At 41.1% G+C, this 24,294-nt stretch carries 24 protein-coding genes and 4 tRNA genes; 22 read left to right on the top strand and 6 right to left on the bottom strand.

What is annotated here, in order from left to right; translation table 11 throughout:
- Positions 1-117 precede the first annotated feature (117 nt).
- From BG00_RS01530 to ung, 7 genes are all read left to right on the top strand, one after another.
- Positions 118-1,050, top strand: coding sequence for a porin (locus BG00_RS01530; RefSeq protein ID WP_036980150.1), 933 nt, complete (start codon positions 118-120; stop codon positions 1,048-1,050).
- Positions 1,051-1,312: 262 nt separating this feature from the next.
- A complete protein-coding gene (locus BG00_RS01525; protein ID WP_036980149.1) occupies positions 1,313-2,125 on the top strand; it encodes an ABC transporter ATP-binding protein in 813 nt (270 codons plus the stop codon).
- A gap of 1 nt (position 2,126) precedes the next feature.
- On the top strand, positions 2,127-3,137 hold the full coding sequence (locus BG00_RS01520; RefSeq protein WP_036983315.1) for a FecCD family ABC transporter permease: 1,011 nt from the start codon (positions 2,127-2,129) through the stop codon (positions 3,135-3,137).
- Positions 3,137-4,618 (top strand): cobyric acid synthase, encoded by a 1,482-nt coding sequence (locus tag BG00_RS01515; protein ID WP_036980147.1) that lies wholly within the window; start codon positions 3,137-3,139, stop codon positions 4,616-4,618. Before BG00_RS01520 ends, BG00_RS01515 begins: the two co-directional genes overlap by 1 nt.
- Positions 4,611-5,210, top strand: a complete 600-nt coding sequence (cobO, locus tag BG00_RS01510; protein WP_028835663.1) for a cob(I)yrinic acid a,c-diamide adenosyltransferase — start codon at positions 4,611-4,613, stop codon at positions 5,208-5,210. The genes BG00_RS01515 and cobO overlap by 8 nt, the downstream gene beginning before the upstream one ends.
- Positions 5,210-6,058 carry a cobalamin-binding protein gene (locus BG00_RS01505; RefSeq protein WP_036980145.1) on the top strand — a complete coding sequence of 283 codons (849 nt, stop codon included), beginning with the start codon at positions 5,210-5,212 and terminating at the stop codon, positions 6,056-6,058. The genes cobO and BG00_RS01505 overlap by 1 nt, the downstream gene beginning before the upstream one ends.
- Entirely contained in the window at positions 6,055-6,717 is a 663-nt protein-coding gene (gene ung, locus BG00_RS01500; RefSeq protein WP_036980143.1) for a uracil-DNA glycosylase, read from the top strand. The genes BG00_RS01505 and ung overlap by 4 nt, the downstream gene beginning before the upstream one ends.
- A gap of 59 nt (positions 6,718-6,776) precedes the next feature.
- Here ung and BG00_RS01495 read toward each other — a convergent pair whose 3' ends face one another.
- Together BG00_RS01495 and tal are read right to left on the bottom strand one after the other, a co-directional pair.
- Positions 6,777-6,965, bottom strand: a complete 189-nt coding sequence (locus BG00_RS01495) for a DUF3545 family protein (RefSeq protein ID WP_008467780.1) — start codon at positions 6,963-6,965, stop codon at positions 6,777-6,779.
- A gap of 226 nt (positions 6,966-7,191) precedes the next feature.
- Positions 7,192-8,142, bottom strand: a complete 951-nt coding sequence (gene tal, locus BG00_RS01490; protein WP_036980141.1) for a transaldolase — start codon at positions 8,140-8,142, stop codon at positions 7,192-7,194.
- A 218-nt stretch (positions 8,143-8,360) separates the two neighbouring features.
- Between tal and yaaA the strand changes: the two genes are divergently transcribed.
- Both yaaA and BG00_RS01480 read left to right on the top strand, forming a co-directional pair.
- Positions 8,361-9,140, top strand: coding sequence for a peroxide stress protein YaaA (yaaA, locus tag BG00_RS01485; RefSeq protein ID WP_036980139.1), 780 nt, complete (start codon positions 8,361-8,363; stop codon positions 9,138-9,140).
- Positions 9,141-9,245: 105 nt separating this feature from the next.
- A complete protein-coding gene (locus BG00_RS01480) occupies positions 9,246-10,202 on the top strand; it encodes a mechanosensitive ion channel family protein (protein WP_036980137.1) in 957 nt (318 codons plus the stop codon).
- Positions 10,203-10,946: 744 nt separating this feature from the next.
- Here the strand turns inward: BG00_RS01480 and BG00_RS01475 are convergent.
- Together BG00_RS01475 and srmB are read right to left on the bottom strand one after the other, a co-directional pair.
- The gene (locus BG00_RS01475; RefSeq protein WP_036980135.1) at positions 10,947-11,267 is read right to left on the bottom strand and encodes a BON domain-containing protein; all 321 of its coding nucleotides are present in this window, start codon (positions 11,265-11,267) and stop codon (positions 10,947-10,949) included.
- Between the two features lie 239 nt (positions 11,268-11,506).
- On the bottom strand, positions 11,507-12,733 hold the full coding sequence (gene srmB, locus BG00_RS01470) for an ATP-dependent RNA helicase SrmB (RefSeq protein ID WP_036980134.1): 1,227 nt from the start codon (positions 12,731-12,733) through the stop codon (positions 11,507-11,509).
- 76 nt (positions 12,734-12,809) lie between these two features.
- Here srmB and BG00_RS01465 point away from each other — a divergent pair, with 76 nt between their 5' ends.
- Both BG00_RS01465 and BG00_RS01460 read left to right on the top strand, forming a co-directional pair.
- Positions 12,810-13,508: a tRNA1(Val) (adenine(37)-N6)-methyltransferase gene (locus tag BG00_RS01465; protein ID WP_036980132.1), complete on the top strand. Its 699-nt coding sequence runs from the start codon at positions 12,810-12,812 to the stop codon at positions 13,506-13,508.
- 94 nt (positions 13,509-13,602) lie between these two features.
- On the top strand, positions 13,603-14,061 hold the full coding sequence (locus BG00_RS01460) for a DUF2147 domain-containing protein (protein ID WP_036980131.1): 459 nt from the start codon (positions 13,603-13,605) through the stop codon (positions 14,059-14,061).
- Positions 14,062-14,108: 47 nt separating this feature from the next.
- Here BG00_RS01460 and fldB read toward each other — a convergent pair whose 3' ends face one another.
- Positions 14,109-14,630, bottom strand: coding sequence for a flavodoxin FldB (gene fldB, locus BG00_RS01455; RefSeq protein ID WP_008467792.1), 522 nt, complete (start codon positions 14,628-14,630; stop codon positions 14,109-14,111).
- 105 nt (positions 14,631-14,735) lie between these two features.
- On the opposite strand from fldB, the gene xerD reads away from it, so the two are divergent.
- From xerD to BG00_RS01405, 10 genes are all read left to right on the top strand, one after another.
- Positions 14,736-15,662: a site-specific tyrosine recombinase XerD gene (xerD, locus tag BG00_RS01450; RefSeq protein WP_036980129.1), complete on the top strand. Its 927-nt coding sequence runs from the start codon at positions 14,736-14,738 to the stop codon at positions 15,660-15,662.
- A gap of 72 nt (positions 15,663-15,734) precedes the next feature.
- On the top strand, positions 15,735-16,463 hold the full coding sequence (gene dsbC / locus BG00_RS01445; protein WP_036980127.1) for a bifunctional protein-disulfide isomerase/oxidoreductase DsbC: 729 nt from the start codon (positions 15,735-15,737) through the stop codon (positions 16,461-16,463).
- Positions 16,464-16,546: 83 nt separating this feature from the next.
- Positions 16,547-18,268, top strand: a complete 1,722-nt coding sequence (recJ, locus tag BG00_RS01440; RefSeq protein WP_036983314.1) for a single-stranded-DNA-specific exonuclease RecJ — start codon at positions 16,547-16,549, stop codon at positions 18,266-18,268.
- Between the two features lie 145 nt (positions 18,269-18,413).
- A protein-coding gene (prfB, locus tag BG00_RS01435) for a peptide chain release factor 2 (protein ID WP_096038752.1) occupies positions 18,414-19,512 on the top strand; the annotation gives its coding sequence in 2 pieces (ribosomal slippage) (positions 18,414-18,488 and positions 18,490-19,512; 1,098 coding nt in all).
- Positions 19,513-19,538: 26 nt separating this feature from the next.
- Positions 19,539-21,074, top strand: coding sequence for a lysine--tRNA ligase (gene lysS / locus BG00_RS01430; RefSeq protein WP_008467803.1), 1,536 nt, complete (start codon positions 19,539-19,541; stop codon positions 21,072-21,074).
- A 354-nt stretch (positions 21,075-21,428) separates the two neighbouring features.
- Entirely contained in the window at positions 21,429-21,611 is a 183-nt protein-coding gene (locus BG00_RS01425; protein WP_036980126.1) for a hypothetical protein, read from the top strand.
- A gap of 128 nt (positions 21,612-21,739) precedes the next feature.
- Positions 21,740-21,832, top strand: a tRNA-Ser gene (locus BG00_RS01420).
- Positions 21,833-21,866: 34 nt separating this feature from the next.
- Positions 21,867-21,943 (top strand) — tRNA-Arg (locus tag BG00_RS01415).
- A gap of 58 nt (positions 21,944-22,001) precedes the next feature.
- Positions 22,002-22,078, top strand: a tRNA-Arg gene (locus tag BG00_RS01410).
- A 143-nt stretch (positions 22,079-22,221) separates the two neighbouring features.
- Positions 22,222-22,308 (top strand) — tRNA-Arg (locus BG00_RS01405).
- A gap of 467 nt (positions 22,309-22,775) precedes the next feature.
- On the opposite strand, the gene BG00_RS18450 is transcribed toward BG00_RS01405, so the two are convergent.
- Positions 22,776-23,021, bottom strand: coding sequence for a hypothetical protein (locus BG00_RS18450; protein WP_081762912.1), 246 nt, complete (start codon positions 23,019-23,021; stop codon positions 22,776-22,778).
- Between the two features lie 72 nt (positions 23,022-23,093).
- Here BG00_RS18450 and BG00_RS01400 point away from each other — a divergent pair, with 72 nt between their 5' ends.
- Positions 23,094-24,266, top strand: coding sequence for an exo-beta-N-acetylmuramidase NamZ family protein (locus BG00_RS01400; RefSeq protein ID WP_036980124.1), 1,173 nt, complete (start codon positions 23,094-23,096; stop codon positions 24,264-24,266).
- Positions 24,267-24,294 lie beyond the last annotated feature (28 nt).

Here is a 24,294-nt window from a genome sequence, read left to right as displayed (position 1 = left end):
GCAGTTTTATTAACTTAAAAAGACAAAAATGTGTCCTTTGTAATATTTTTGTCATTTAGTAGTGACACACTGCCGCTGTTTTAAAAATTAGTCTCTTGTGATTATCGAGGAAATAACATGAAATTTGCAAAATCGAGCTTATGCTTAGCCCTACTTAGTGGTTTATCTTTTAATGCACTTGCAGAGGTAGATATTTACGGTAAAGCAAATGTAACAGTTCAATCATCTGATGATGGTGAAGGGTCTTTCACTGAAATTAAAAGTAATGCATCTCGCTTTGGCCTAAAAGGATCTGAAAAGATTACTGATGGATTAGAAGCAGTTTATAAGTTTGAGTTTCAAGTTGATGTATCTGATGCTGACTCGAAAGGTGATAATGACGACAATATTTCTGCACGTAACCAGTACGTAGGTTTAAAAGGTGCCTATGGTCAAGTTGTTGTGGGTCGTAACGATACAGCGCTTAAACAATCACAAGGTAAGTTAGATTTATTTAATGACCTTGAAGGCGATATTAAAAATGTTTTTAAAGGTGAAAACCGCTTAGGTGATTCGATCACTTATACATCTAAAAGCTACGAAGGCTTTAAAGTACTTGCTACATTTATTGCCGAAGACGATGTAGATGCAGATAACGGTTATTCAATGGCAGTGACCTACGGTGACTCAGCACTTAAAAAGAGCGCAGTATATGCTGCCATTGCTGCTGATAGCGAAGTCAATGGTTACGATGTAGTGCGTGCAACAGTTCAAGGTAAAATTGAAGATTTTAGAGTTGGCGCTATGTACCAAACACAAGAAAAAGTAGATGGCAGCGCTGAGGCTGACGGTTACTTAGTGAATGCAGCTTACCTTATGGGTAGCAACACTTTCAAAATGCAATACCAAACAATGGATTTTGATGACAGCGATGATAAAAGCGCGATATCGGTAGGTGTTGACCATAAGCTAAACAAAAACCTTAAAATATTTGGTTTTTACTCAAGCTTTGATATGGACAACAACGTTGACCAAGATTACCTAGGTTTAGGTATGGAATATAAGTTTTAACTAAACCTTAGTTAAAACACTCCCTTTTAACCGCACTCAGTTGAGTGCGGTTTTTTTGCTTTAAATTATTTACGTATCTGCGCATAATAGCCAAGCATTTGGAATGAGGTGGGACTCCTCAACTATTCCCGTAATTGTGATCAGTTTTACTGTAAGTCAAATACAAATGCCTTAAAACTTCATATAACGAGCGGGTTAACTCATTTTCTTTTTGGTACGTATTAGTACTGAGTGTGGGTGTTTCCCTGCCTAGGATAATTTTTTGCACACTCACACCTCTTTAAACTTACCGCTTTTAACCGTTAACAACGTTTCTTGGCGAGTGAACAATACATTAATTCTTAAGCACATTAATGTGAGCATTGAGCGTGGTAAATTTATTGGTTTAATTGGCCCTAATGGGGCAGGAAAGTCGAGTTTACTGCGGTGCTTATATCGATTTAATCAGCCATCAGCAGGCGACATTAAATTTAACGATACCGATATTTGGCAGCTAAAAAGCGAAGACTATGCCAAGCAAGTTGCGGTAGTGCTACAAGAAACACCGTCGCAATTTAATCTCTCGTTATTCGATGTTGTAGCTCTAGGGCTTACTCCGCATAAAACGCTATTTAGCTCGACCACCCAAGCAGATAAACAAAAAATAGCGCAGGCTATTAGTCGTGTTGGGCTTGAATCTCATAGCAATCAGTCATTTGACTCACTATCTGGCGGTGAAAAGCAACGAGCGCTTATTGCCAGAGCGATTGTGCAGCAACCACAGCTACTCATTATGGATGAACCCACAAGCCACCTTGACGTTAAATATCAAATTCAATTAATGGAGCTGGCTAAATCTTTGGGCATTACTGTGTTTGCTTCATTTCATGATTTAAATTTAGCGGCAGCTATGTGCGATGAATTAGTGGTTATTAAAAACGGAGAAATCGCTAGCGCGGGAAAGCCTAATAAGGTGATTACCGAGCAAATGCTTGATGAGGTTTTTGGTGTTTGCGCGCAAGTTAGTACTCACCCTCAAACGGCGTCCAATGGTGAGTCTATTCCCCATATTACCTATTATTATGGATACCAATAACATGACGATTATGTCTAACCATGGTGTGGCGTTAATTATTGCACTGTTATGCGCTGTATTTAGTTTATTTGTGGCATTGAGCTTTGGTGCTGCCCCTACCTCGCTCGCAGATGTATACCATAGCTTAACTTTTTCAAGCGAGGCCTCATTTACCAGCCGCATTATTATTGAATTAAGAATGCCACGTACGTTACTGGCTTTTTTGGCCGGCAGCGGTTTAGCGATTGCTGGATTGATATTACAAACAGTTACTCGTAATCCATTGGCTGACCCTTATTTGTTTGGTATTTCGTCGGGAGCATCATTAGGAGTCGTAGTATTAATGGCTTTTGTTGGAATAGGCGCAGGCATTGCGCTATCAGCAGCAGCCTTAATTGGCAGTTTAGTAGCAATGGGGTTATTAATTTTAATTGCTGGCAGTCAACGCAACGCCCAAGTTGAGTCGATGTTATTGGCTGGGGTGGCCTTATCATTTTTATTTAGCGCCTTTACCAGTTTGTTACTTTATTGGAGCGATCCGCAGGCCGTCGCGGCTATTTTATTTTGGACTTTGGGAAGTTTTGCTAGGGCGCAATGGCCGTCACTGTTATTACCTGCCTTGGTCATCATTACATGTACAGTCATTATGTTAGGTTTTAGACGTCAACTTAATGCCATGTTGTTAGGTGATGAAAGCGCAACAACGCTTGGTGTTCGGGTGCATCGCTTTCGAATTTTAATGCTTATTTTAAGCTCATTGATCACTGCCGTGTTGGTTGCTATGTGTGGCGGAATTGGCTTTGTTGGCTTAATGGTGCCGCACATAGTGCGCTTTTTTATCTCTCAAGGCAGTAGTGTTGGATTGTTAATGACCGGATTAGTCGGGGGTATATTTATGGTATGGGTCGATGTACTGGCACGTTCATTACTCGCTAACCAAGAGCTGCCAATAGGGGTGATCACGGCGGCCATTGGTAGTCTATTCTTTTTAAGTATCTTGTATTTTCGTAAGCGCCAGCTGGTGGGTAAATAATGAAAACATTAATGGTACAAGGTACCACCTCCGATGCGGGTAAAAGCACCTTAGTGGCAGCACTTTGCAGAGTGTTTGCTAACCAAGGGGTTAATGTTGCACCGTTTAAACCACAAAATATGGCGCTCAATAGTGCCGTAACGCACGATGGTGGCGAAATTGGCAGAGCCCAAGCATTACAAGCCATAGCCGCAAAAGTTGAACCTGAAATCGACTTTAACCCTATATTACTCAAACCCAATAGTGATACCGGCGCACAAGTTATTATTCATGGTAGAGCTATCAGCAATATGGAAGCCGATGCTTACCATGACTACAAAAAAGTGGCTATGGATGCAGTATTAACCTCGCATAAGCGTTTAGCTAAACGCTTTGATTTATTACTGGTAGAAGGGGCTGGCAGCCCAGCCGAAATTAATTTACGCGCAAACGATATTGCAAATATGGGTTACGCCGAGCAAGTGGATTGCCCTGTTATTATTATTGCCGATATTGATAAAGGAGGAGTATTTGCGCACTTAGTCGGGACTTTGGCGTTATTAAGCGAGTCTGAGCAAGCACGGGTAAAAGGCTTTGTGATTAACCGTTTTCGTGGTGATATTAGTTTATTACAAGGTGGGCTAGATTGGCTCGAGGAGTACACCGGTAAACCTGTATTAGGGGTATTACCTTACTTGCATGATTTAGCACTTGATGCAGAAGATGCTGTGGCCATAGATAATAATGTGGCCGATGCCAGTATAAATATTGCTGTACTGTTAGTGCCACATATTAGTAACCATACCGATTTTGATGCTCTGCGATTACACCCGAATATAAATATAACCTATGTGCGCCATACACAAGCAATTCCTGCTGTTGATTTAATTATTGTACCTGGCAGTAAAAATGTACTCAGCGATCTCGCGTTTTTAAAAAATGAAGGCTGGGATCAGCAAATTAAGCGCCATCTACGTTATGGTGGCAAAGTATTGGGTATTTGCGGTGGTATGCAAATGCTGGGCAATACTATCAGTGATCCAAATAGGGTGGAGTCATCGTTGGGGCAAGTGGCGGGTTTAGCGCTTAGCGATTTTGATACCCTATTGGGTGAGCAAAAAGTGTTAAGCCGAGTGAGCGCAGTGCTTAATTTAAATGAGCAACAGGTTGCATGTGATGGCTACGAAATACATGCAGGTATTAGTCAAGGTAAGGCGCTCTACAAGCCACTCATTCGCTTTAATAAACACCCCAATGACTTTAAAACCGATGGTTTTGTGAGTGACGATAATGCCATTGCTGGTACCTATTTACATGGCTTGTTTGATAGCCCTGCAGCCACAGAGCAGCTGTTAAAGTGGGTGAAACCAGAAAGTGCAATTAGTGCGATTAGTATAAATGAGCATCGTGAACGCCAATTAGAACGCCTAGCTGATATGTGTAAAGCGCATTTAAATATTGAACAAATTATTAAAATTTATCAAGGACATAACAATGACTGAATCAACTAACGACAAGCACCAACAGCGTCAACAAAAAGTAAAAGAACAGGTTGATGCGCGAGTAGCCGCAGCGCAACGAGAAAAAGGCATTTTTCAGGTTATTACTGGTAACGGTAAAGGCAAATCGACTTCTGGTTTTGGTGTGGTTGCACGCTGTGTTGGGCACGGTAAAAAAGCTGCGGTATGTCAGTTTATTAAAGGCACATGGGAGTGTGGTGAGCGTAATTTACTGCAAGGTGCTGGGGTTGAATTTGCTGTTATGAACACCGGGTTTACGTGGGATACGCAAAATAAAGAGGCCGATACCGCGGCAGCGCAAGCAACATGGCAAGAGTCAAAGCGGATGCTAAGCGACAGCAGTATCGATGTGGTACTACTCGATGAACTCACCTATATGGTGACCTATGGTTATATCGACCTTGAAGAAGTGGTTGTTGCTGTAAATAATAGACCGCCTATGCAATCGGTAATTATTACTGGTCGTGCTGCGCATCGCACCTTAATAGAGCTTGCCGATACGGTAAGTGAAGTACGTAATGTAAAACATGCGTTTGAGTCGGGCGTAAAAGCATTGAAAGGCTTTGATTACTAATGTTAAAGCGTATTGTTTTTTGGCTGTTATTGTTTGCTGTTAATGTACCTCAAGCCCTAGCTGACAGGCCGCTTCGTATAGTGGCTTTAGCACCACACATAGTTGAAAATTTATATGCTATTGGGGCGGGTGATTTAATAGTGGGCACGCTGGATTACGCAGATTATCCGCAAGAAGCGACTAAAATTGAGCGTATTGGTGGCTACAATGGCATTTCTATTGAAAAGTTACTCATGCTAAAACCTGACATGGTGATTGCGTGGAAAAGTGGTAATCAGGCTGAAGATTTAGCAAAAATAAAGCGTTTAGGAATTGAATTATATTTAAGTGATCCAAGTTCTATTGAAGGGGTTGCTTCGGAAATATTAAAACTAGGTCAAATAACGGGTCATATTGAGCAAAGTAAACAAGTAGCCGAGACATTTACGGCCAAACTCAACGCAATTAAAGTTACACAGAAAGATAAAACCACGCTTACTGGGTTTTATCAGTTGTGGCCTGAGCCTATGATGACTGTATCAAAAAATACATGGATCAATCAGTTAATCGAAACTTGCCAAGTAACCAATGTATTTGCAAACAGCGACACAGATTACCCACAAATTAGCATCGAAAATGTGATAGTTACTAAGCCACAAGTTATTATTATTCCTGATGAAAAATCAAAAAGGGTAATGCCTACGGTAAATTGGCAGCAATGGCCTGAAATCCCTGCGGTAAAGTATGAGCAATTTATTAGCGTCAATGCTGATTTATTACATCGGTTTACCCCCAGAATGTTGGATGGATTAGCGCAGATGTGTGACAAAGTAGATATATCTAGAGAATTTATTAAGAGTCAATTATGAGCAACTGGTCATCTTTTTTAAACCATGAACTTAGCCAAACATATATGCAGCAAACCCTTGAATATATTGCGAATAAACGAGGTGAAGGCACTGCAGTATATCCGCCAAAATCACAGGTGTTTAGCGCATTTGATGCAACTCCACTTAGCGACATTAAAGTGGTTATATTAGGTCAAGACCCTTACCATGGAGAAGGGCAAGCGCATGGTTTGTGTTTTTCAGTATTGCCTGAGGTTAAAAAGCTCCCGCCTTCGCTTAAAAACATTTATAAAGAGTTAGTAACTGATATTAATGGCTTTACCACGCCAGAACACGGCTATTTACAAGGCTGGGCAAAGCAAGGTGTATTTTTGCTCAATACAGTATTAACTGTAGAGCAAGGGCAAGCCCATTCCCATAAACACTTAGGTTGGGAGCAATTTACCGATAACGTGATTGCTCATATAAATGAGCACTGCCAAGGTGTGGTGTTTATTTTATGGGGCGCACATGCACAAAAAAAAGGTAAAAGTATTGATCGCCAGCGCCATCATGTATTGGCAGGGCCTCATCCTTCGCCGCTTTCAGCGCATCGCGGCTTTTTTGGTTGCCAGCACTTTTCCAAAACCAATGAACTGTTAATAGCGCAAGGGGCGCAGCCCATTAATTGGCAGGTATAGGGTAATAGGCATTAAAAAAGGCTTTCATTAATGAAAGCCTTTTTAGTTGCTTATGTTGGTTAAAACTCTAACTCATCAATAGCAACACTATCTGCAAAATAGTCAAGCTCCTGTAGTTCTTTGCGCAAACGTTGCTTATCTTTTATTGCTTCTATTTCGCGCCATTTTCTTTTTTTATTTTTTTGAGAGGTTTTTTTCGATGTATCAGAACCTTCTAATATCTCTATTATTTCGTTTAGGCTATCCATTGATTATCTCCTATTGACCACTTTTTGAACCTCGGCAGTATCAATACCACAGCTATTAATAAAATAGAATATAAATGTGACGAAACTATTACTAACGGGTGGTATTTTGATGAAGAACAATGAGAACAGCAATTAAATGGGGACAAGGCGAGTATTTAAAATAAAATTGTAGGTATAAAAAACGCCGCAATAAGCGACGTTTTTAAACTCTTAAAACAGCGGTTAGCTACATCGCTTTAAAGCGTGCTTCTAATTGTTCCTGTGCATCTGCAAATGAGCGAATACCTTCAGCGAGTTTTTCAGTCGCCATGGCATCTTGGTTATGTAACCAACGGAACTGTGTTTCGCTAAGTGGCTCAGGTTTTGGCTCTTTAGCAATATCACTTGCTAGCAAGTATTCTTCAGCACCTTCTAAATTACCCAAATCTTCTAAAAGATTTGGGCTAATTGTTAGCTTATCGCATCCTGTAAGTGCAATAATTTCACCGGTATTACGAAAGCTTGCGCCCATAACTACGGTTTTGTAGTCGTGACGTTTGTAAAACTCAAAAATGCTACGTACAGATTGCACACCCGGATCTTGAAGCGGATCGGTTGGTTTTTCCATACCGTTTGCCACGTGCCAATCTAAAATACGGCCAACAAATGGAGAGATTAAAAATACGTTTGCATCAGCACAAGCGCGCGCTTGGGCATCGCTGAATAATAAAGTAAGGTTACACTTAGTGCCTTCTTTTTCTAATTGCTCAGCCGCTTTAATACCTTCCCACGTTGACGCTATTTTAATTAAAATTTTGTCTTTGCTTACGCCTTCTTTTTCGTAAAGGCTCAATAGTGTGTGTGCTTTATTAATTGTTGCTTGGGTATCAAATGACAAACGTGCATCAACTTCGGTAGAAATATAACCCGGTACAATTTCACTAATTTCTTTACCAAGTAATACTGCAAAATAATCACAAGCTAGCTCTAGCTGTTTTGCAGGCTGCTGCTCTGTTTCTTTTGCATACTGCCATGCTTTATCCAGATAAGGTTTGTAAGCTTCAATCTCGCTCGCTTTTAAAAGTAGCGATGGATTGGTAGTCGCATCTTCAGGTTGATGTTTTTTTATGGCTTCTATATCGCCCGTGTCGGCCACGATAGAAGAATGTTGTTTAAGCCTTTGTAGAGCGCTAGTCATTTGCTTTTCCTCATTCCAAGCAAGTTAAAAGAAAATCTAAACTACCTTAATATAGCTATACTGCAACAGTGTGATAATGCTTGATAGGTCTTATGTCCTTATCAATAAAAAAACGGTAACGGTTGAGTTTTAGGTAGGATAATTTTAAACAAAACGTGCTTTTCGTTTCATTTAATGTTGAAATTGACATTAAATAATTTACAAGTCAATAGCTAACTATGATCACTGTTATTTCACCAGCAAAGAATCTTGATTACGACACGCCACCCGCAACAGATAAGTTCACTCAACCTGAATTACTTGAGCACAGCGAAGCGCTCATGAAAGTATGCCGTGAACTAACTCCTGCGCAAATTGGTAGTTTAATGAAAATTAGCGATAAACTCGCAGGCCTCAACGCAGCGCGTTTTAGTGAGTGGGCACAACCATTCACTACTAATAATGCTAAACAGGCCGTGCTTGCCTTTAACGGCGATGTATACGGCGGGTTAGATGCTAATACCCTCACTACTAAGCAGCTTGATTACGCTCAAGACCATTTACGTATACTTTCGGGATTATACGGAGTATTAAAGCCGCTTGATCTAATGCAGGCTTATCGCTTAGAAATGGGTACAAAACTTGAAAATAGCCGGGGTAAAAACTTATATGAGTTTTGGGGCAGTATTATTGCTAATAAACTTAACGACGTATTAGCGGCACAAGATGCACAATACTTAGTAAATCTAGCCTCTAACGAATACTTTAAAGCAGTAGATAAAAAAACGCTTAACGCACACATTATTACACCACACTTTAAAGACTGTAAAAACGGCCAATATAAAGTGATTAGCTTTTACGCTAAAAAAGCGCGCGGCATGATGGCACGCTACATCATTGAAAATCAAGTGACTCAATTAAGCCAACTCAAAGAGTTTACTGTGGCCGGCTATTACTTTAGCCCAGAGGCAACCACCAAAGAACTTGAACCGGTATTTTTACGCGAAGAGCAAAACTAACTCATCGTTTAAAGTATTTAATAAGCCATGCATTGCATGGCTTTTTTATACTGGCGTTATTTTTGCAGGCCTTAGATTACTAACCCTAACTAAGGTATAAAATAAATGCTCTCAATTCCCTCAATTACAGAAGCCGAAAAGTTGATAGAAGAAAAGCTTGGCGGTTGGTTTGATGTAGTTATAAGTCATATCCCAAACTTTATCGTTGCAGTAATTATTGCCATTATATTTTCATTTATTGCCCGTTTGGCAGGCAAAGGAATGAAAAATGTTTTACGTCGCTCGCTCGACTCTACGCAAATTGCCGATTTAATGGCCTCAATATTTAAAGTTATTGTACTGAGTGTGGGGGTATTTATTGCCCTTGATTTTATGGGCTTAAAAAGTACCGTCACTTCTCTGCTTGCTGGTGCAGGTATTGTTGGTCTTGCCATTGGTTTTGCTTTTCAAGATATGACCGAAAACCTGATAGCGGGTATTGCCATGGGAATTCGTAAACCGTTTAAAGCGGGTGATGTCATAGAAACCGATAATGTGTTTGGTTCGGTACACTCAATAAACTTGCGCAACACACTAATAGAGAGCTTTTACGGGCAATTGATACTAGTACCTAATAAAATACTATTTAGAAATGTACTGCGTAATTACAGTACCTTAGGGGTAAGACGAATCGAAGTGCCGGTGGGTATTTCTTACGCTGACGACATAGAAAAAGCCAGTGAGGTCATCGTCGACAAAATTAACCAATTTGACTTTGTGATCCGCAAAAATGAAACCGCTGTTTATGCCGAAGGCTTTGGTGATAGCAGTATAAACTTGTTGGTGTGGTTTTGGATCAAATACCCTGGTGAGCCTGATTTTATGACAGTGCGTCACAAAGGGGTTGTGGCCGTTAAGCAAGCACTCGATGCCGCTGATATTAGTATTCCGTTTCCTATTCGTACGTTGGATTTTGGTATAAAGGGCGGTGAAAAACTCGATGCCATGATAAGTGATAAAATAAATCTGCAGTCAGCAAATAAAGAGGGTGACAATAATACTGATGCAAGCCAAGGTGAGTAAATAATTTAAAACCCCGAAGGTAAAAGCATTGGGAAATAGTTACTGACTATCAGCGCGTTTTTACAAAGTAAAACGCGCTTTTTATAATAAATAATATAAGGGACTGTTAACCTTTGCGGATTAAAATTAGTTCAAACTAAGAGCTATTTAATCGCGACGCGAGGTTTGTTGCCTAGTGGGCTCGATAACTGCTCCTGCTTTATTCTACTGGCTTACATCCATGTAATAATAAGTAAAAACCGAGCAAAGCTTCCGTATCCAGCTCACACTCCTTACCACCATCCATATAGACAACAAAGAGTAAATGTCCCTGGGCAGAACCTTTGGCTAAATACCAAACAGACTGCTGCAAATTCAACCTTGAAAGAACAACAGACCCAATTGATAACCTGAAGTAATTAAAGCCTTGCGCTAACGCCTTAAAAACGCCTCAATTAGAAAACTATATCGATAAGGTTTCTCATCTCAAAATAGATTATTTAATCAACCGAACTAGAGCCCAAGCTTGATGTAAGCGCTTTATAATAAGTGTTTATAAATAAAGGTTTCAAAAGTATAAGCAGCTGCAATGAGCGTCGCGATTGATGCGTAAACTAAAAGGCATTTAATTAAGTTTTTAAACTGGCTTGGGAATATGCTCTGCAGTGAATTATATTGTGCAAACTATAAAAAAGCGCCGCTTGTGTTGGAGAAACAAGCAGCGCTGAGGGATAAGTTAAGTGTATTAGTTAAGAAAAAGTTATATTAAATGACACTAATTTTGTTATGAATGATTTTAACCCCATCCATATTTTCTAAAAACTTTTGTGCAAGAGCGCGTTCAAAACCGTTATTGGCTTCGCCTTTAAGTTCAACGTCACCGTCATTAACGTGTACGTTTAGTTTTTCTAACTTTAAATTTGGGTTAGTGCGCAATTCATGAGTAATAGATTGTTGTAAATTAGGTTGTGTAGCCACACTGCTAACTACAGCTAAATGCGTTGCTGCACTGACTTTAAAAGCAGAGGCTAATAAAAATAAACAACAAAACGAAATAAAACCGATAGTAAATTTAATGCGACTCATAACTATATCCTTAGTGTGTTACTAAAAAACAATGCCATTACTCGGCGTTTTAATACTCGTATATTCGATAGGGTTACAAGTTTCATTCCAAGATTAACTATTTGAAATAAATTACTATTTTATTAATTGGTTATTCAGCTAAGTATTTTTTACATATTACTATGAATAGCTTACTCACTGTTTTTAAGCCACAAAAAAGCCGACAAACGTCGGCTCAATTAAATGTGTTAAAGCTAAAGCTATTTTTTCTTTTTAGCTTTGGCTTTTTTCTTTGCTTTCATTTTTACTGGATCTTTACGCTTTTTAACCGGTGGTTTGGCTTCTTTATGCTTTGGCTCTAATCCTTTAAATACACGGCGTTTTAGCTTTTGCTCTATGTAACGTTCTACTTTGTAAAGTATGCCAATGTCGTGCGCTTCAATGAGTGAAATTGCAATACCTTTTTTACCCGCGCGACCTGTACGGCCAATACGGTGTACGTATACATCTGCAGTGCGAGGCATATCAAAATTAATTACGTGGCTTATATCAGCTACATCAATACCGCGCGCGGCGACATCAGTTGCTACCAAAATGCGAGTTTTGCCACTGTGGAAATTTTCCATGGCTTTCATGCGTTTGTCTTGTGGCATTTCACCACGTAGCCACGCAGCTTTTACGCCGTTATTGGTTAGTTCACCAATAAGGGTTTCAAGACGCTCACGGGTTTTTACAAACACAATCGCTTTACTTACGTCAGGGCCATTTAAGGTGTTAACTAATAGCTCAAGTTTATGATGATAATCATCCGCTAAATGAACCCATTGATGTATTTTAGCTTTTTCTTTGCGTGATGATTCGGCTTCAAGTAGCGCGGGGTCGTTTAAAATACGCTCAGCAAATAATTCTACGCTGTCACCTTCAAGGGTGGCTGAGAATAAAAAGCACTGACGACGGTTTTTAGCTTCATCACAAATGCGCAGCATTTCTTTACGAAAACCCATGTCGAGCATGCGGTCGGCTTCATCAAGAATGAGCATTTCTACGTTTTCTGCGTGGAAGTTTTCGGTTTCCAAATACTCCATTAAACGCCCAGGTGTGGCGATTAAAATGTCGTTATTATTTTCAAAAATTTCTTTGTGTGTACCGTAGTTTATACCGCCGGTAACCACCCCAATTTTTAACTGGGTTTGCTTTGCAAGTAACTCACATTGTTCATGAATTTGATAAGCAAGCTCGCGCGTTGGGGTCATAATTAATACCCGTGCAAAGCCCGGATCACGACGCGGAAAATCCATTAAATATTGAATTGCCGGAATTAAAAATGCCGCCGTTTTACCTGTACCTGTTGGTGCAGACGCTAAAATATCGCGTCCTTGCAACGCCTCAGGAATGGCTTGTTGTTGAATGCTAGTGGGAGTTTCATAGCCCATTTTATTAATAGCATTGAGTAGCTTATCATCAAGATCAAATTCAGAAAATTGCATAGAGTGTCAAAAATAGGGGACAATTGCCGTTAATTATACGCACTTAAACCTGCTTGGTGAATGAAAAGGTGAAAAAATGTCTGGTTTTGCATTTAAACAATTTAAGGTTGAGCACGACCAGTGCGCCATGAAGGTCTCTACCGATGGTATTTTACTGGGCGCATGGGCTGATTTAAGCCACGCAAATACGTTACTTGATATAGGAACAGGTACAGGGTTACTGGCTCTAATGTGTAAGCAACGAGCGCCACATTTAAAGGTGAGCGCGGTTGAAGTTGATGAAGCAGCCTATCAGCAGGCTTTTCAAAATTGCCAGCAAAGTCCTTGGCCGGATATTAGTATTTACCATCAGTCTATTCAGCAGTTTGAGGCTGCTGGTTTATTTGATTGTGTTATAGTTAATCCGCCTTATTTCAATCACAGTTTAAAAGGTGATAATGCAGCGCGAAATATCGCTCGCCATACCGATGGTTTAAGCTTTGCAGAACTGCTTGGTGCGTATAGGCACCTAAGTCATCAACATTCGCGTTTTAATCTTATTTTACCCACCACTGAGGCGCAGTTATTTATAACATTAGCACAGCAGCAAGGGCTGTATTTAAATCGTCACTGCCAAGTACAAGCTATGCCAAATAAGCCCTTTAGCCGCAGTTTGATGACTTTTAGTTTTGATGATTGCGAAGTAAGTAAAAGCACCCTATGCATAAGGGAGTTAAGTAATGCTTACAGTCAAGACTACATTGCACTGTGCAAGGCGTTTTATTTAAATATGTAATACCACGCTGTATGCCTAAAGCATTTTTACGTAGAGTGTTTTATAAAGGGTTGTTAGTATGGCACAATTATTGACTCATGTTTAAAGTGATCTGATGAATTTATTAACTAAAAAAACAAAAAAAATACTATTACTAGCCCTTTTAGCGGGTAGCTTATTTAACACCTCTGAGGTTTTTGCTAACCCCACACCGGTTGGGCTTTGGAAAACTATTAACGAAGAGACTAACGAGGCTAAGTCGTACGTACGCATTACTGAGCAAGATGGCGTGCTGACTGGTAAAATTGAAAAAATACTCAATAAAGCCAAGCAAGATGCACTTTGCACCGAGTGTGATGGAGATAAAAAGAATCAGCCTATGTTGGGGATGACCATTATTGAAGATGTGACCTATGCGGGTAACGGTAGTTGGGAAGACGGTGAAATACTCGACCCAAATAACGGTAAAACCTACAGCGTGCGTTTAACACCGCAGCAAAATGGCGAAAAACTTGAAGTGCGTGGTTATGTGGGCTTTTTTTACCGTAACCAATACTGGTTAAAAGTAGAATAGTTAAGAATTAAAAAGCGCTGCATGGCAGCGCTCTTTGCAATAGTGAGTTATAGGGTTTCAGCGTACTCTGTCATCACTTGTTCTACCCAAGTGGCAATACGCTCGTCGCTTAGCTCGTACTGACTGTCTTCATCTAATGCTAAACCTACAAACTGTTTACCGTCTTCGGTAAGTGCTTTTGATGCTTCAAATTCGTAATTACTGTCGTTCGGCCAAAAGCCTAATTGAGTAATGGCTTGGGCATTTATTTCGTCGTGAAGCATGCCTAATGCGTCTTGAAACCACTGACCATACCCTTGCTGGTCGCCCATGCCAAACAAAGCAATGGTTTTACCATTTAAGTCGACATCTTTTATGTCGTCCCACTTTGATTCCCAGTCTTCTTGAATTTCGCCAAAGTCCCACGTAGAAATACCAAAAATGATAAAGTCGTATTGCTCAGCGTTTTTAAGCGGTTCGTCTTTAATATTATGTAAACTGACGATATCGGCGCCAATAATGTCGCGTATTTTTTCTGCCGCCATTTCGGTATAGCAGGTAGTAGAACCAAAAAATAAACCAATCTGCATCGTATTTATCACTATGTAATTGCCTGTTATGATAGGCTCAAGTTTACCGTAAGGTATTTTTAATTGATACCTTCTCCCGTGGTATTACCAACATGAGATCACAACGTGACAACGCTATCTGACGATTTACCTGAACAAAATACTGAGCTAAGCAGCAATAGCGACTTTTTAGAAACCTTTCTTGATAGCCTCTATTTAGAGCAAGGCGTAAGTGAAAACACACTGAGCGCTTATCGCAGTGACTTAGATAAGTTTTGCCAATTTTTAAAAGGCGAAAACTTAATGACGGTAACCAGCTTAGATGTTGAAAGTTACCTAGCACACCGCGTTGATTTAGGGCTAAAACCACGCAGTACTGCACGCAGTATTAGTGCATTAAAACGTTTTTATCAGTACTTTGTACGCGAAAAAATAATTAGCGACTCACCTATGGTTAATATTGCTCAGCCTAAAGCGGGGCAGTCGTTACCAAAAACGCTTTCTGAGGCTGAAGTAGAGGCGCTATTAAGTGCCCCCACTATTGAAGAGCCAATGGGGTTGCGCGACAAAGCCATGCTGGAGTTACTGTATGCAACAGGCCTGCGGGTAACCGAGCTGGTGGGACTTAGAATGGAGCAAATAAATTTGCGCCAAGCTGTGGTGTTTGTAAAAGGTAAAGGTAACAAAGAGCGATTAGTGCCATTAGGTGAAGAGGCCATGTACTGGCTCGAGCAATTTTTTAAGCTTGGGCGCGCGCAAATGATAAAACATGCCACCGATTTTGTGTTTCCTTCTAAACGAGGGGTAGGCATGACACGACAAACTTTTTGGCATCGGATCAAACACTATGCTATTTTGGCATCCGTTGAGTCGCCGTTATCACCCCATACCTTGCGACATGCATTTGCAACGCATTTATTAAATCATGGGGCTGACTTGCGTGTGGTGCAGATGATGCTTGGCCACAGCGACCTATCAACTACCCAAATTTATACGCATGTAGCGAATGAACGATTAAAATCGGTACATACTGAGCATCATCCTCGTGCTTAAGCGAATTTTTTTGTCACTAAGCCGGTCATATAGACACGATAAGATAAGTATTTTTAAGATAGAGAACCCGTTATGAAAAAATTAATGTTAGCAGGTGCCATGTTGTGCACTAGTTTGAGCGCCTTTGCTAATGGCGTTGCAGTAACACCCGATGCCAATGATCCTATCGTGACGAAATTTGCCGCGCTAGGGGTAACCGTTAAACAAATTAATCCAAGCCCAGTTGCAGGCTTAAAAGAATTGATCACCAATAAAGGTGTGCTGTATGCAAGTCCTGACGGTCAATTTTTAATGCAAGGTACGCTAATCGATTTAAACAACCGTAGTAACCTAACCGAGCAAGCACTTAATGGTGTGCGCCAATCAGGGTTAAAAGAATACGAAGACTCAATGATTGTTTACAAAGCGCCTGAAGAGAAGCACAGCATTACTGTATTTACCGATATTAGCTGTGGTTACTGTCGTAAATTACACCGTGAACTAGATGACTTACTTGATGCGGGTATTACCGTTAAGTATTTAGCGTTTCCGCGTGGCGGTCTGCAAGGATCTGGTTACGCTGATTTAATGAATGTATGGTGTGCGAAAGATCAGCAAGAAGCATTAACTGAAGCTAAATCAGGTGCAGATACCCAAATTGTTAAAGGCTGTAGCGCACCTGTTGCTGAGCATTATCAGTTAGGCCAGAGTTTTGGTATTAGCGGTACACCGGCTATTATTTTAGAAGATGGCACGATGATCCCAGGTTATCAGCCTGCTGCGGCATTAAGCGCAGCGCTTGAGGCTAACAAAGCGGGCTAAGCAATACCGCGAGTATGTGTTTAAAAAGGCCTTTATGGCCTTTTTTTGTCTTATATCATGAACATCATAAGTTAAAAACTAGCATGAAAAAAATGATCATTGCGCGAGAACCCGTTGACGACTCTCATCTGCCGAGCCATCTTCACCCTGTTATTAAGCAAATTTATGCCACGCGAAATGTTTCCCATGCCGATGAGCTAAACAATAGCGCAGCTACACTCCACGACTTCAAACTTTTTAAAGATATAGACAAAGCCAGCCAACTGTTAATTGAAGCCCTACACGCACAAAGCAAAATACTTATTGTGGGCGATTTTGACGCCGATGGCGCAACCAGCACCGCCACCTTAATGCAAGGGCTAGCCATGTTTGGCTTTACCCACTTAGATTACTTAGTACCAGACCGCTTTAGTTTAGGGTACGGCTTAAGCCCAGCATTGGCTGAGCAAATAGTGACAATGAAGCCCGATTTAGTGATCACCGTCGATAATGGCATATCGTGTATCGCAGGCATTGAGATTGTTAAAGCCGCAGGCATAAAAGTACTGGTAACAGATCACCACTTGCAAGGCGAACAACTGCCTAACGCCGATGCTATTGTTAATCCTAATCGTCATGACTGTGATTTTCCTTCTAAGTCGATAGCTGGTGTTGGTGTGGCGTTTTATTTACTCATTGCCCTGAGAAGTGCGCTGCGTGAACAAGGCTACTTTAACCATCATCCTATGCCAAATATAGCTGATTTGCTTGATATTGTAGCGTTAGGTACGGTAGCCGATGTGGTGGCACTTGATGCGAACAACCGCACCTTAGTGCACCAAGGCTTGGCTCGTATTCGCAGCGGTAAAACTCGCCCAGGTATTACCGCACTGATTGAAGTGGCTAATCGCAATGCCGCGCGTTTGAGCGCCAGTGACTTTGGTTTTTCGCTTGCTCCACGCTTAAATGCAGCAGGGCGCTTAGACGACATGAGTCTAGGCATAGCGTGTTTACTTAGCAACGACATAAATCAAGCAAGACGCATAGCCGGTGAGCTTGATAGCTTAAACTTTGCCAGACGTGAAATAGAGCAAGGCATGCAAGTAGAAGCGCAAGCGGTGCTCGATAGGCTCGCCTTTAAAGAAGACAGTGTGCCCGATGCCATTTGTTTGTACCAAGACGATTGGCACCAAGGGGTAATTGGTATTTTAGCCGGGCGCTTAAAAGAAAAGTACCACCGGCCAACTGTGATATTTGCCGGTGGTGAAAACGGTGAAATTAAAGGCTCATGTCGCTCTATTGAAGGCTTGCATATGCGCGACTTACTTGAGGGATTAAACACCGCGCAGCCTGGTTTAATTAATAAATTTGGCGGCCACGCAATGGCGGCAGGGTTAAGTATTAACGAGCAGCAATTTACTGAGTTTAAACGTGCGTTTGAAAGTGCGGTCAGCGCGCAACTAAGTGAAGAAAGTAAACGTTGCATTGTGTTTACCGATGGTGAGCTACCTAACGACTGCTTTAGCATGGATTTTGCACAATTATTAAAGCAATCAGGCCCGTGGGGGCAGCAATTTCCTGAGCCGATATTTGAACACACCTTTGAAGTGATACAGCAGCGCATTGTGGGTGAAAAACACCTAAAGTTAGTCCTTAAACACCAATCTGCACGTTTAGTTGACGCCATAGCTTTTGGCATTGATGTAAAAGCGTGGCCAGATACCGAGGCGCAGTTTGTTAAAGTAGCGTACCAGCTCGATATAAATGAATTTAGAGGTAAATTTAGCTTACAACTGATTGTAAGAGAGCTTGAAAAAGTGGGCTAAAAAATATCTTCAAACCATGCATAAAAGGCTAATAAAACGCGCGGTTTTTTGTTAAAATCGGGCGTTTTTATTATTTGATGATTTTTAATTGCGCTCAGTCTCTTTTTTAAGTGCGCAATAACCTAGCCATTTTGGAGTAATGTACATGTTTGAAGTGAATCCTGTGATTAATCAAATCAAGGAAATTCGCGAACGTACTGAACTGCTTCGGGGGTACCTTTGACTACGCTCTTAAACAAGAACGTTTAGAAGAAGTTAACGCCGAACTTGAAGATTCAGCCGTATGGAATGAACCTGAGCGCGCACAAGCCCTTGGTCGTGAAAAGTCAGCACTAGAAGCCGTTGTTGAAACCATTGACACCTTAGTGGCGGGTACTGACGACGTTGAAGGGTTAGTAGAGCTTGCTGTTGAAGCCGAAGATCAAGACACCTTTGATGAAGCACAAAGTGAACTAGCTGATTTAAATCAGCAGCTTGAAGGGCTTGAGTTTCGTCGTATGTTTTCAGGTTCTCACGATTCAAACGATGCCTACCTTGATTTACAGTCAGGCTCTGGCGGTACTGAAGCGCAAGACTGGTGTAATATTTTACTTCGCATGTATTTACGCTGGGGTGAAGCAAAAGGCTTTAAAGTAGAGCTTGTTGAAGCGACCGATGGTGATGTTGCCGGTATTAAAGGCGCAACGGTACGTTTTTCTGGTGAGTATGCATATGGTTGGTTACGCACTGAAACAGGCGTACACCGCCTCGTTCGTAAAAGTCCATTTGACTCAAGTGGTCGTCGTCATACCTCGTTTGCTTCTGCGTTTGTTTACCCAGAAGTTGATGACAATATTGAAATTGACATTAATCCGTCTGACTTGCGTATAGACGTTTACCGTGCATCAGGCGCGGGTGGTCAGCACGTAAATACCACTGAATCAGCGGTACGTATTACTCACGTGCCAACTAATACTGTGGTGCAGTGTCAAAACGAGCGCTCGCAGCATAAAAATAAAGCCCAAGCAATGAAGCAGTTAAAAGCGAAATTATTTGAGCTTGAGCTACAACAGCAAAATGCAGAAAAGCAAAGCCAAGAAGACAACAAGTCAGATATTGGCTGGGGAAGTCAAATTCGTTCTTACGTACTTGATGACTCGCGTATTAAAGATTTACGTACCGGCGTTGAAAACCGTAATACTCAAGCGGTACTCGATGGCGACTTAGACAAATTTATTGAAGCCAGCTTAAAATCTGGCTTATAACCACCAAGCTAAAAAAGAGCTAAAAAATGACTGATCAAATCCAAGACGAAAATAAGTTAATCGCTGAGCGTCGCGGCAAATTAGACGCTATTCGCGCAAATTGCCCAGCCAACGGTCATCCAAACCAATTCCGTCGTGAGCATTACACGGCAGATTTGCAGGCTGAGTTTGGTGATAAGAGTAAAGAAGAATTAATCGAATTACAGCACGTAGTATCGATTGCAGGTCGTATTCTTGCTAAGCGTGGTCCGTTTATGTCTATTCAAGATATGAAAGGCCGTGTACAAGTTTATGCATCAAAAGACGTTCAAAAAGATTTAAAAGCAAAATATGGCCAGCTTGATATTGGCGATATTATTGGTGTTAAAGGGCCACTTAATAAATCGGGTAAAGGTGATTTATACGTAGATATGGCTGAGTACGAACTACTGACTAAGTCACTTCGTCCACTTCCTGAAAAATTCCATGGCCTGTCGGATCAAGAAACGAAATACCGTCAGCGTTATGTTGATTTAATTACTAACGAAGCAACGCGTGAAACATTCCGTATTCGTTCACAAGTGGTTGAAGGTATTCGTCGCTTTTTAGCAGACCGCGATTTTATGGAAGTAGAAACGCCAATGCTACAGGTTATTCCTGGTGGTGCATCTGCGCGTCCGTTTGTGACTCATCATAATGCGCTTGATATCGACATGTACTTACGTATTGCGCCTGAGCTTTACTTAAAGCGTTTAGTAGTAGGTGGTTTTGACCGTGTATTCGAAATTAACCGTAACTTCCGTAACGAAGGGTTATCAACGCGTCACAACCCAGAATTCACCATGATTGAGTTCTACCAAGCATACGCTGACTACATTGATTTAATGAACATCACCGAAGACATGTTGCGTACAGTTGCAACTAACGTATTGGGTAGCCCAATCGTTGTTAACACTACTAAAGATGAAAACGGTGAAGTGATTGATTCAGTAGAGTATGACTTTGGTCAACCGTTCACACGTTTAAGCATGAGCGACGCAATCTTAAAATATAACCCTGAGTTTGATGCTGCGGTATTTAACGACCCAGAAAACCACTTTGAAGAATTAAAAGCGTACGCTAAACAAGTGCATGTTAAAATTCCTGAAAACTGCGTATGGGGCCCGGGTAAGTTTTTATGTGAAATATTTGAAGAAACGGCTGAGCATATGCTTATCCAACCTACATTTATCACAGGGTACCCGTGGGAAGTGTCTCCACTTGCACGTCGTAACGACGAAAACCCATTTGTAACTGACCGCTTTGAATTCTTTGTTGGTGGCCGTGAACTAGCAAATGGTTTCTCTGAGCTTAATGATGCACAAGATCAAGCTGAGCGTTTTTCTCGCCAAGTTGAAGAAAAAGACGCAGGTGATGATGAAGCAATGCACTACGACGAAGACTACATTCGCGCGTTAGAGTATGGTTTACCACCAACAGCGGGTGAAGGGATTGGTATTGACCGTTTAGTCATGTTGTTTACTGACTCATCAACTATCAAAGATGTTATTTTATTCCCACATATGCGCCCACAAGCAGACTAAGCTTGAAGGAATAAACTAAAAAATTATCAACGCCGCTAACTAGCGGCGTTTTTTTTGCCCTATTGTTTGTGAGACATTGCCTAAACTGCTCATTAAGTCTTTTAATTAATTGTTTTCACATTAATAATGAAGTCTAGGTATAAAGAGCAATTAACCTTTAATTCAGTTTCACTCGCATATGGTTACTCCACTGCTTAGCAACATTACAGCAGTGATATAACTTTTTGGTATGATTGTTTTTTAAACATTGTGTTGTATTTATGTAAATTTTTTAGCTAAAATGTGGCGGAAATTTATACGCTGTCATTCTTAGTCGTAAAAAATAAAAATTTCTAAAGGACTTAGAAAAATAATATGAAAGTTAAACAAGTAGAACCTTTATCTGATGAAAACACCACTGAACAACAGCGACAAGCATATTATCGTGCGTGTATTGCTGAGTTTCAGAAGTTAGGCTATCAAGAGCAATACCTTGCTGAACTTACGGACGAACTAGTGCCAGTGATGGGTGTAAACTCAAGCACGCCAAATGCCTAACCCGATTAAATTTCGAACTAATTTCACTGTAAAACTAAACATATGTGCAATCTATAGCCATATAGTCACTTTTGTCAGAAAAGTGTTTGACATATTTTCTGAAATCTTTATTATACGCCCCACAAGACGGAGAGGTGTCCGAGTGGCCGAAGGAGCTCCCCTGCTAAGGGAGTATAGAGTTTGTAGCTCTATCGAGGGTTCGAATCCCTCCCTCTCCACCATTTTTTAAATGGCGCATCTTGTAAAATAAAGTATGGGCGCATAGCTCAGCTGGATAGAGTACCTGGCTACGAACCAGGCGGTCGGAGGTTCGAATCCTCCTGCGCCCACCATACTTTACTCTCTTTTAGAGAACGCTCTGCTTAGAGTTAAAATAAGCAAAATGAAAGTGGGCGCATAGCTCAGCTGGATAGAGTACCTGGCTACGAACCAGGCGGTCGGAGGTTCGAATCCTCCTGCGCCCACCACTTTCATTGCAACTCCTGCTAAGAGTATAAATAAGTAAAGTGTTGGCTAACGCCAAGCGGTCGGAGGTTCATTCTTATTAGATACGTCCTACGCCCACCACTTTCAACTCTCACTTAGAGTATAAATAAGTAAATATGAAAGTGGGCGCATAGCTCAGCTGGATAGAGTACCTGGCTACGAACCAGGCGGTTGGAGGTTCACTCTTAGAAGATACGTCCTGCGCCCACCACTTTCTATTACAATTAAAGTTAATAGAAAAGAAACCGACGAAAGTCGGTTTTTTTGTGTCTGAAATAAAGTGAATATGGGAAAGTAGTAAGCTACGAACCAGGCGGTTGGAGGTTCACTCTTAGAAGATACGTCCTGCGCCCACCACTTTCTATTACAATTAAAGTTAATAGAAAAGAAACCGACGAAAGTCGGTTTTTTTGTGTCTGAAATTTGAGAAGGCTAACAGATATTAGTTAAACCCAATTATACACACCGCTAAATTTTGCATTCAGCCACTTCTTTAAAAGCGCAGCGCCTCTTAACCTCTTTGTGAATAACGCCCTTAAAAACCTAAATGCACAAAGAGAAGTGAAAGAGGAGTAAATGAGACGTTCAAAATCACCATGAGTATTTAAACGCCAGCAAGCTACATTCTACAAATAATATCATCGTCAACTTTTAATGTGGACGTAGTGCTTACTCACGTTAGAAATACAGTTTCTCATTGCTAAAACCTGGGCGAGGTAAAATCCCACTAAAACCTAAAAATTTCGCTTGCAAAAGGCTCGGTGTTTTATTTTTATTACCTGACCGCTGACCGCTGACCGCTGACCGCTGACCGCTGACCGCTGACCGCTGACCGCTGACCGCTGACCGCTGACCGCTGACCGCTGACCGCTGACCGCTGACCGCTGACCGCTGACCGCTGACCGCTGACCGCTGACCGCTAATTCTTAAAACCTAAGCTGCTCTTTAAACTTAGCTGTGTTATTTTAAACGTCTTGTTTAAAAGGATCTTGCTGTATGTTTAAAACCGTGTTTTTTATCTTCTTTTTTATACTAAGTGCACTTTTTACCGTTGCTACACATGCAAATGAGGCTAAACATGCAATCGCCGTTGGTGCAGAGCAATTTGCTTTGTATGCACCCCAATTAAAAAACAAACGTGTAGGGCTGGTGGTTAACCAAACCTCTGTAGTGGGGCAAACGCATTTAGTTGATAGCTTGCTGGCTAAAAACATCAACATCACTAAAATTTTTGCACCTGAGCATGGCTTTCGAGGCGATCACGATGCCGGTGCTCATATACAAAACGCCGTTGATAGCAAAACTGGTATTGCGCTTATTTCTATTTACGGTAAAAACAAAAAGCCAACCCCCGAGTCATTGCAAAATGTAGATGTAATTATTTTTGATATTCAAGACGTGGGCGTACGCTTTTATACCTACATAAGCTCTATGCATTACATGATGGAAGCCGCGGCCGAGCAGGGGGTTGAATTTATAGTACTCGATAGGCCAAATCCTAATATTAGCCACATTGACGGGCCAATTTTAGAACCGAAGTTTAAATCGTTTGTGGGTATGCACCCAATCCCTGTACTGCATGGTATGACGGTAGGCGAGCTTGCTAACATGATCAAAGGTGAGGGGTGGATCAATCAGGCTCGTGATTTAAAGCTAAATGTGATCCCTGTTGCCGGCTACACCCGCACAACACCATATAGTTTGCCGGTAAAACCAAGCCCTAATTTACCCAACGATCAATCAATTGCGCTTTACCCATCACTTTGCTTTTTTGAAGCCACTCCTATTAGTATAGGTAGAGGAACTGACTTTGCCTTTCAGGTTATTGGTTATTCACCAGTAGCACTTGGGGACTTTAGCTTTACCCCTCGCTCAATAAAAGGCGCAGCGCTTAATCCTAAATTTAAAGATCAGCTAGTGAAAGGGATTGATTTACGCCATAGTGATACCATCGGTTTAAACTTAAATTATTTAATTAATGCTTACCAGCAGCTTACACAGGCTAAACAGCTGTTTTTTGAACGTGCCGATTTTATGGATAAGCTCGCAGGAACTGATAAATTAAGGCTCGCCATAGAAGCAGGGCACTCAGCTGAGGAAATTAAACAAAGTTGGCAAGCCGGGCTTAAACAGTTTAAACAGCAAAGAGCGCCTTATTTGCTGTATTGATAAAAGGGATGCGTGCATTGGGCTTTAA

Source organism: Pseudoalteromonas sp. SCSIO_11900 (genome assembly GCF_000576475.1).
Taxonomy (GTDB): domain Bacteria; phylum Pseudomonadota; class Gammaproteobacteria; order Enterobacterales; family Alteromonadaceae; genus Pseudoalteromonas; species Pseudoalteromonas tetraodonis.
This window is presented reverse-complemented; position numbering and strand designations above follow the sequence as displayed.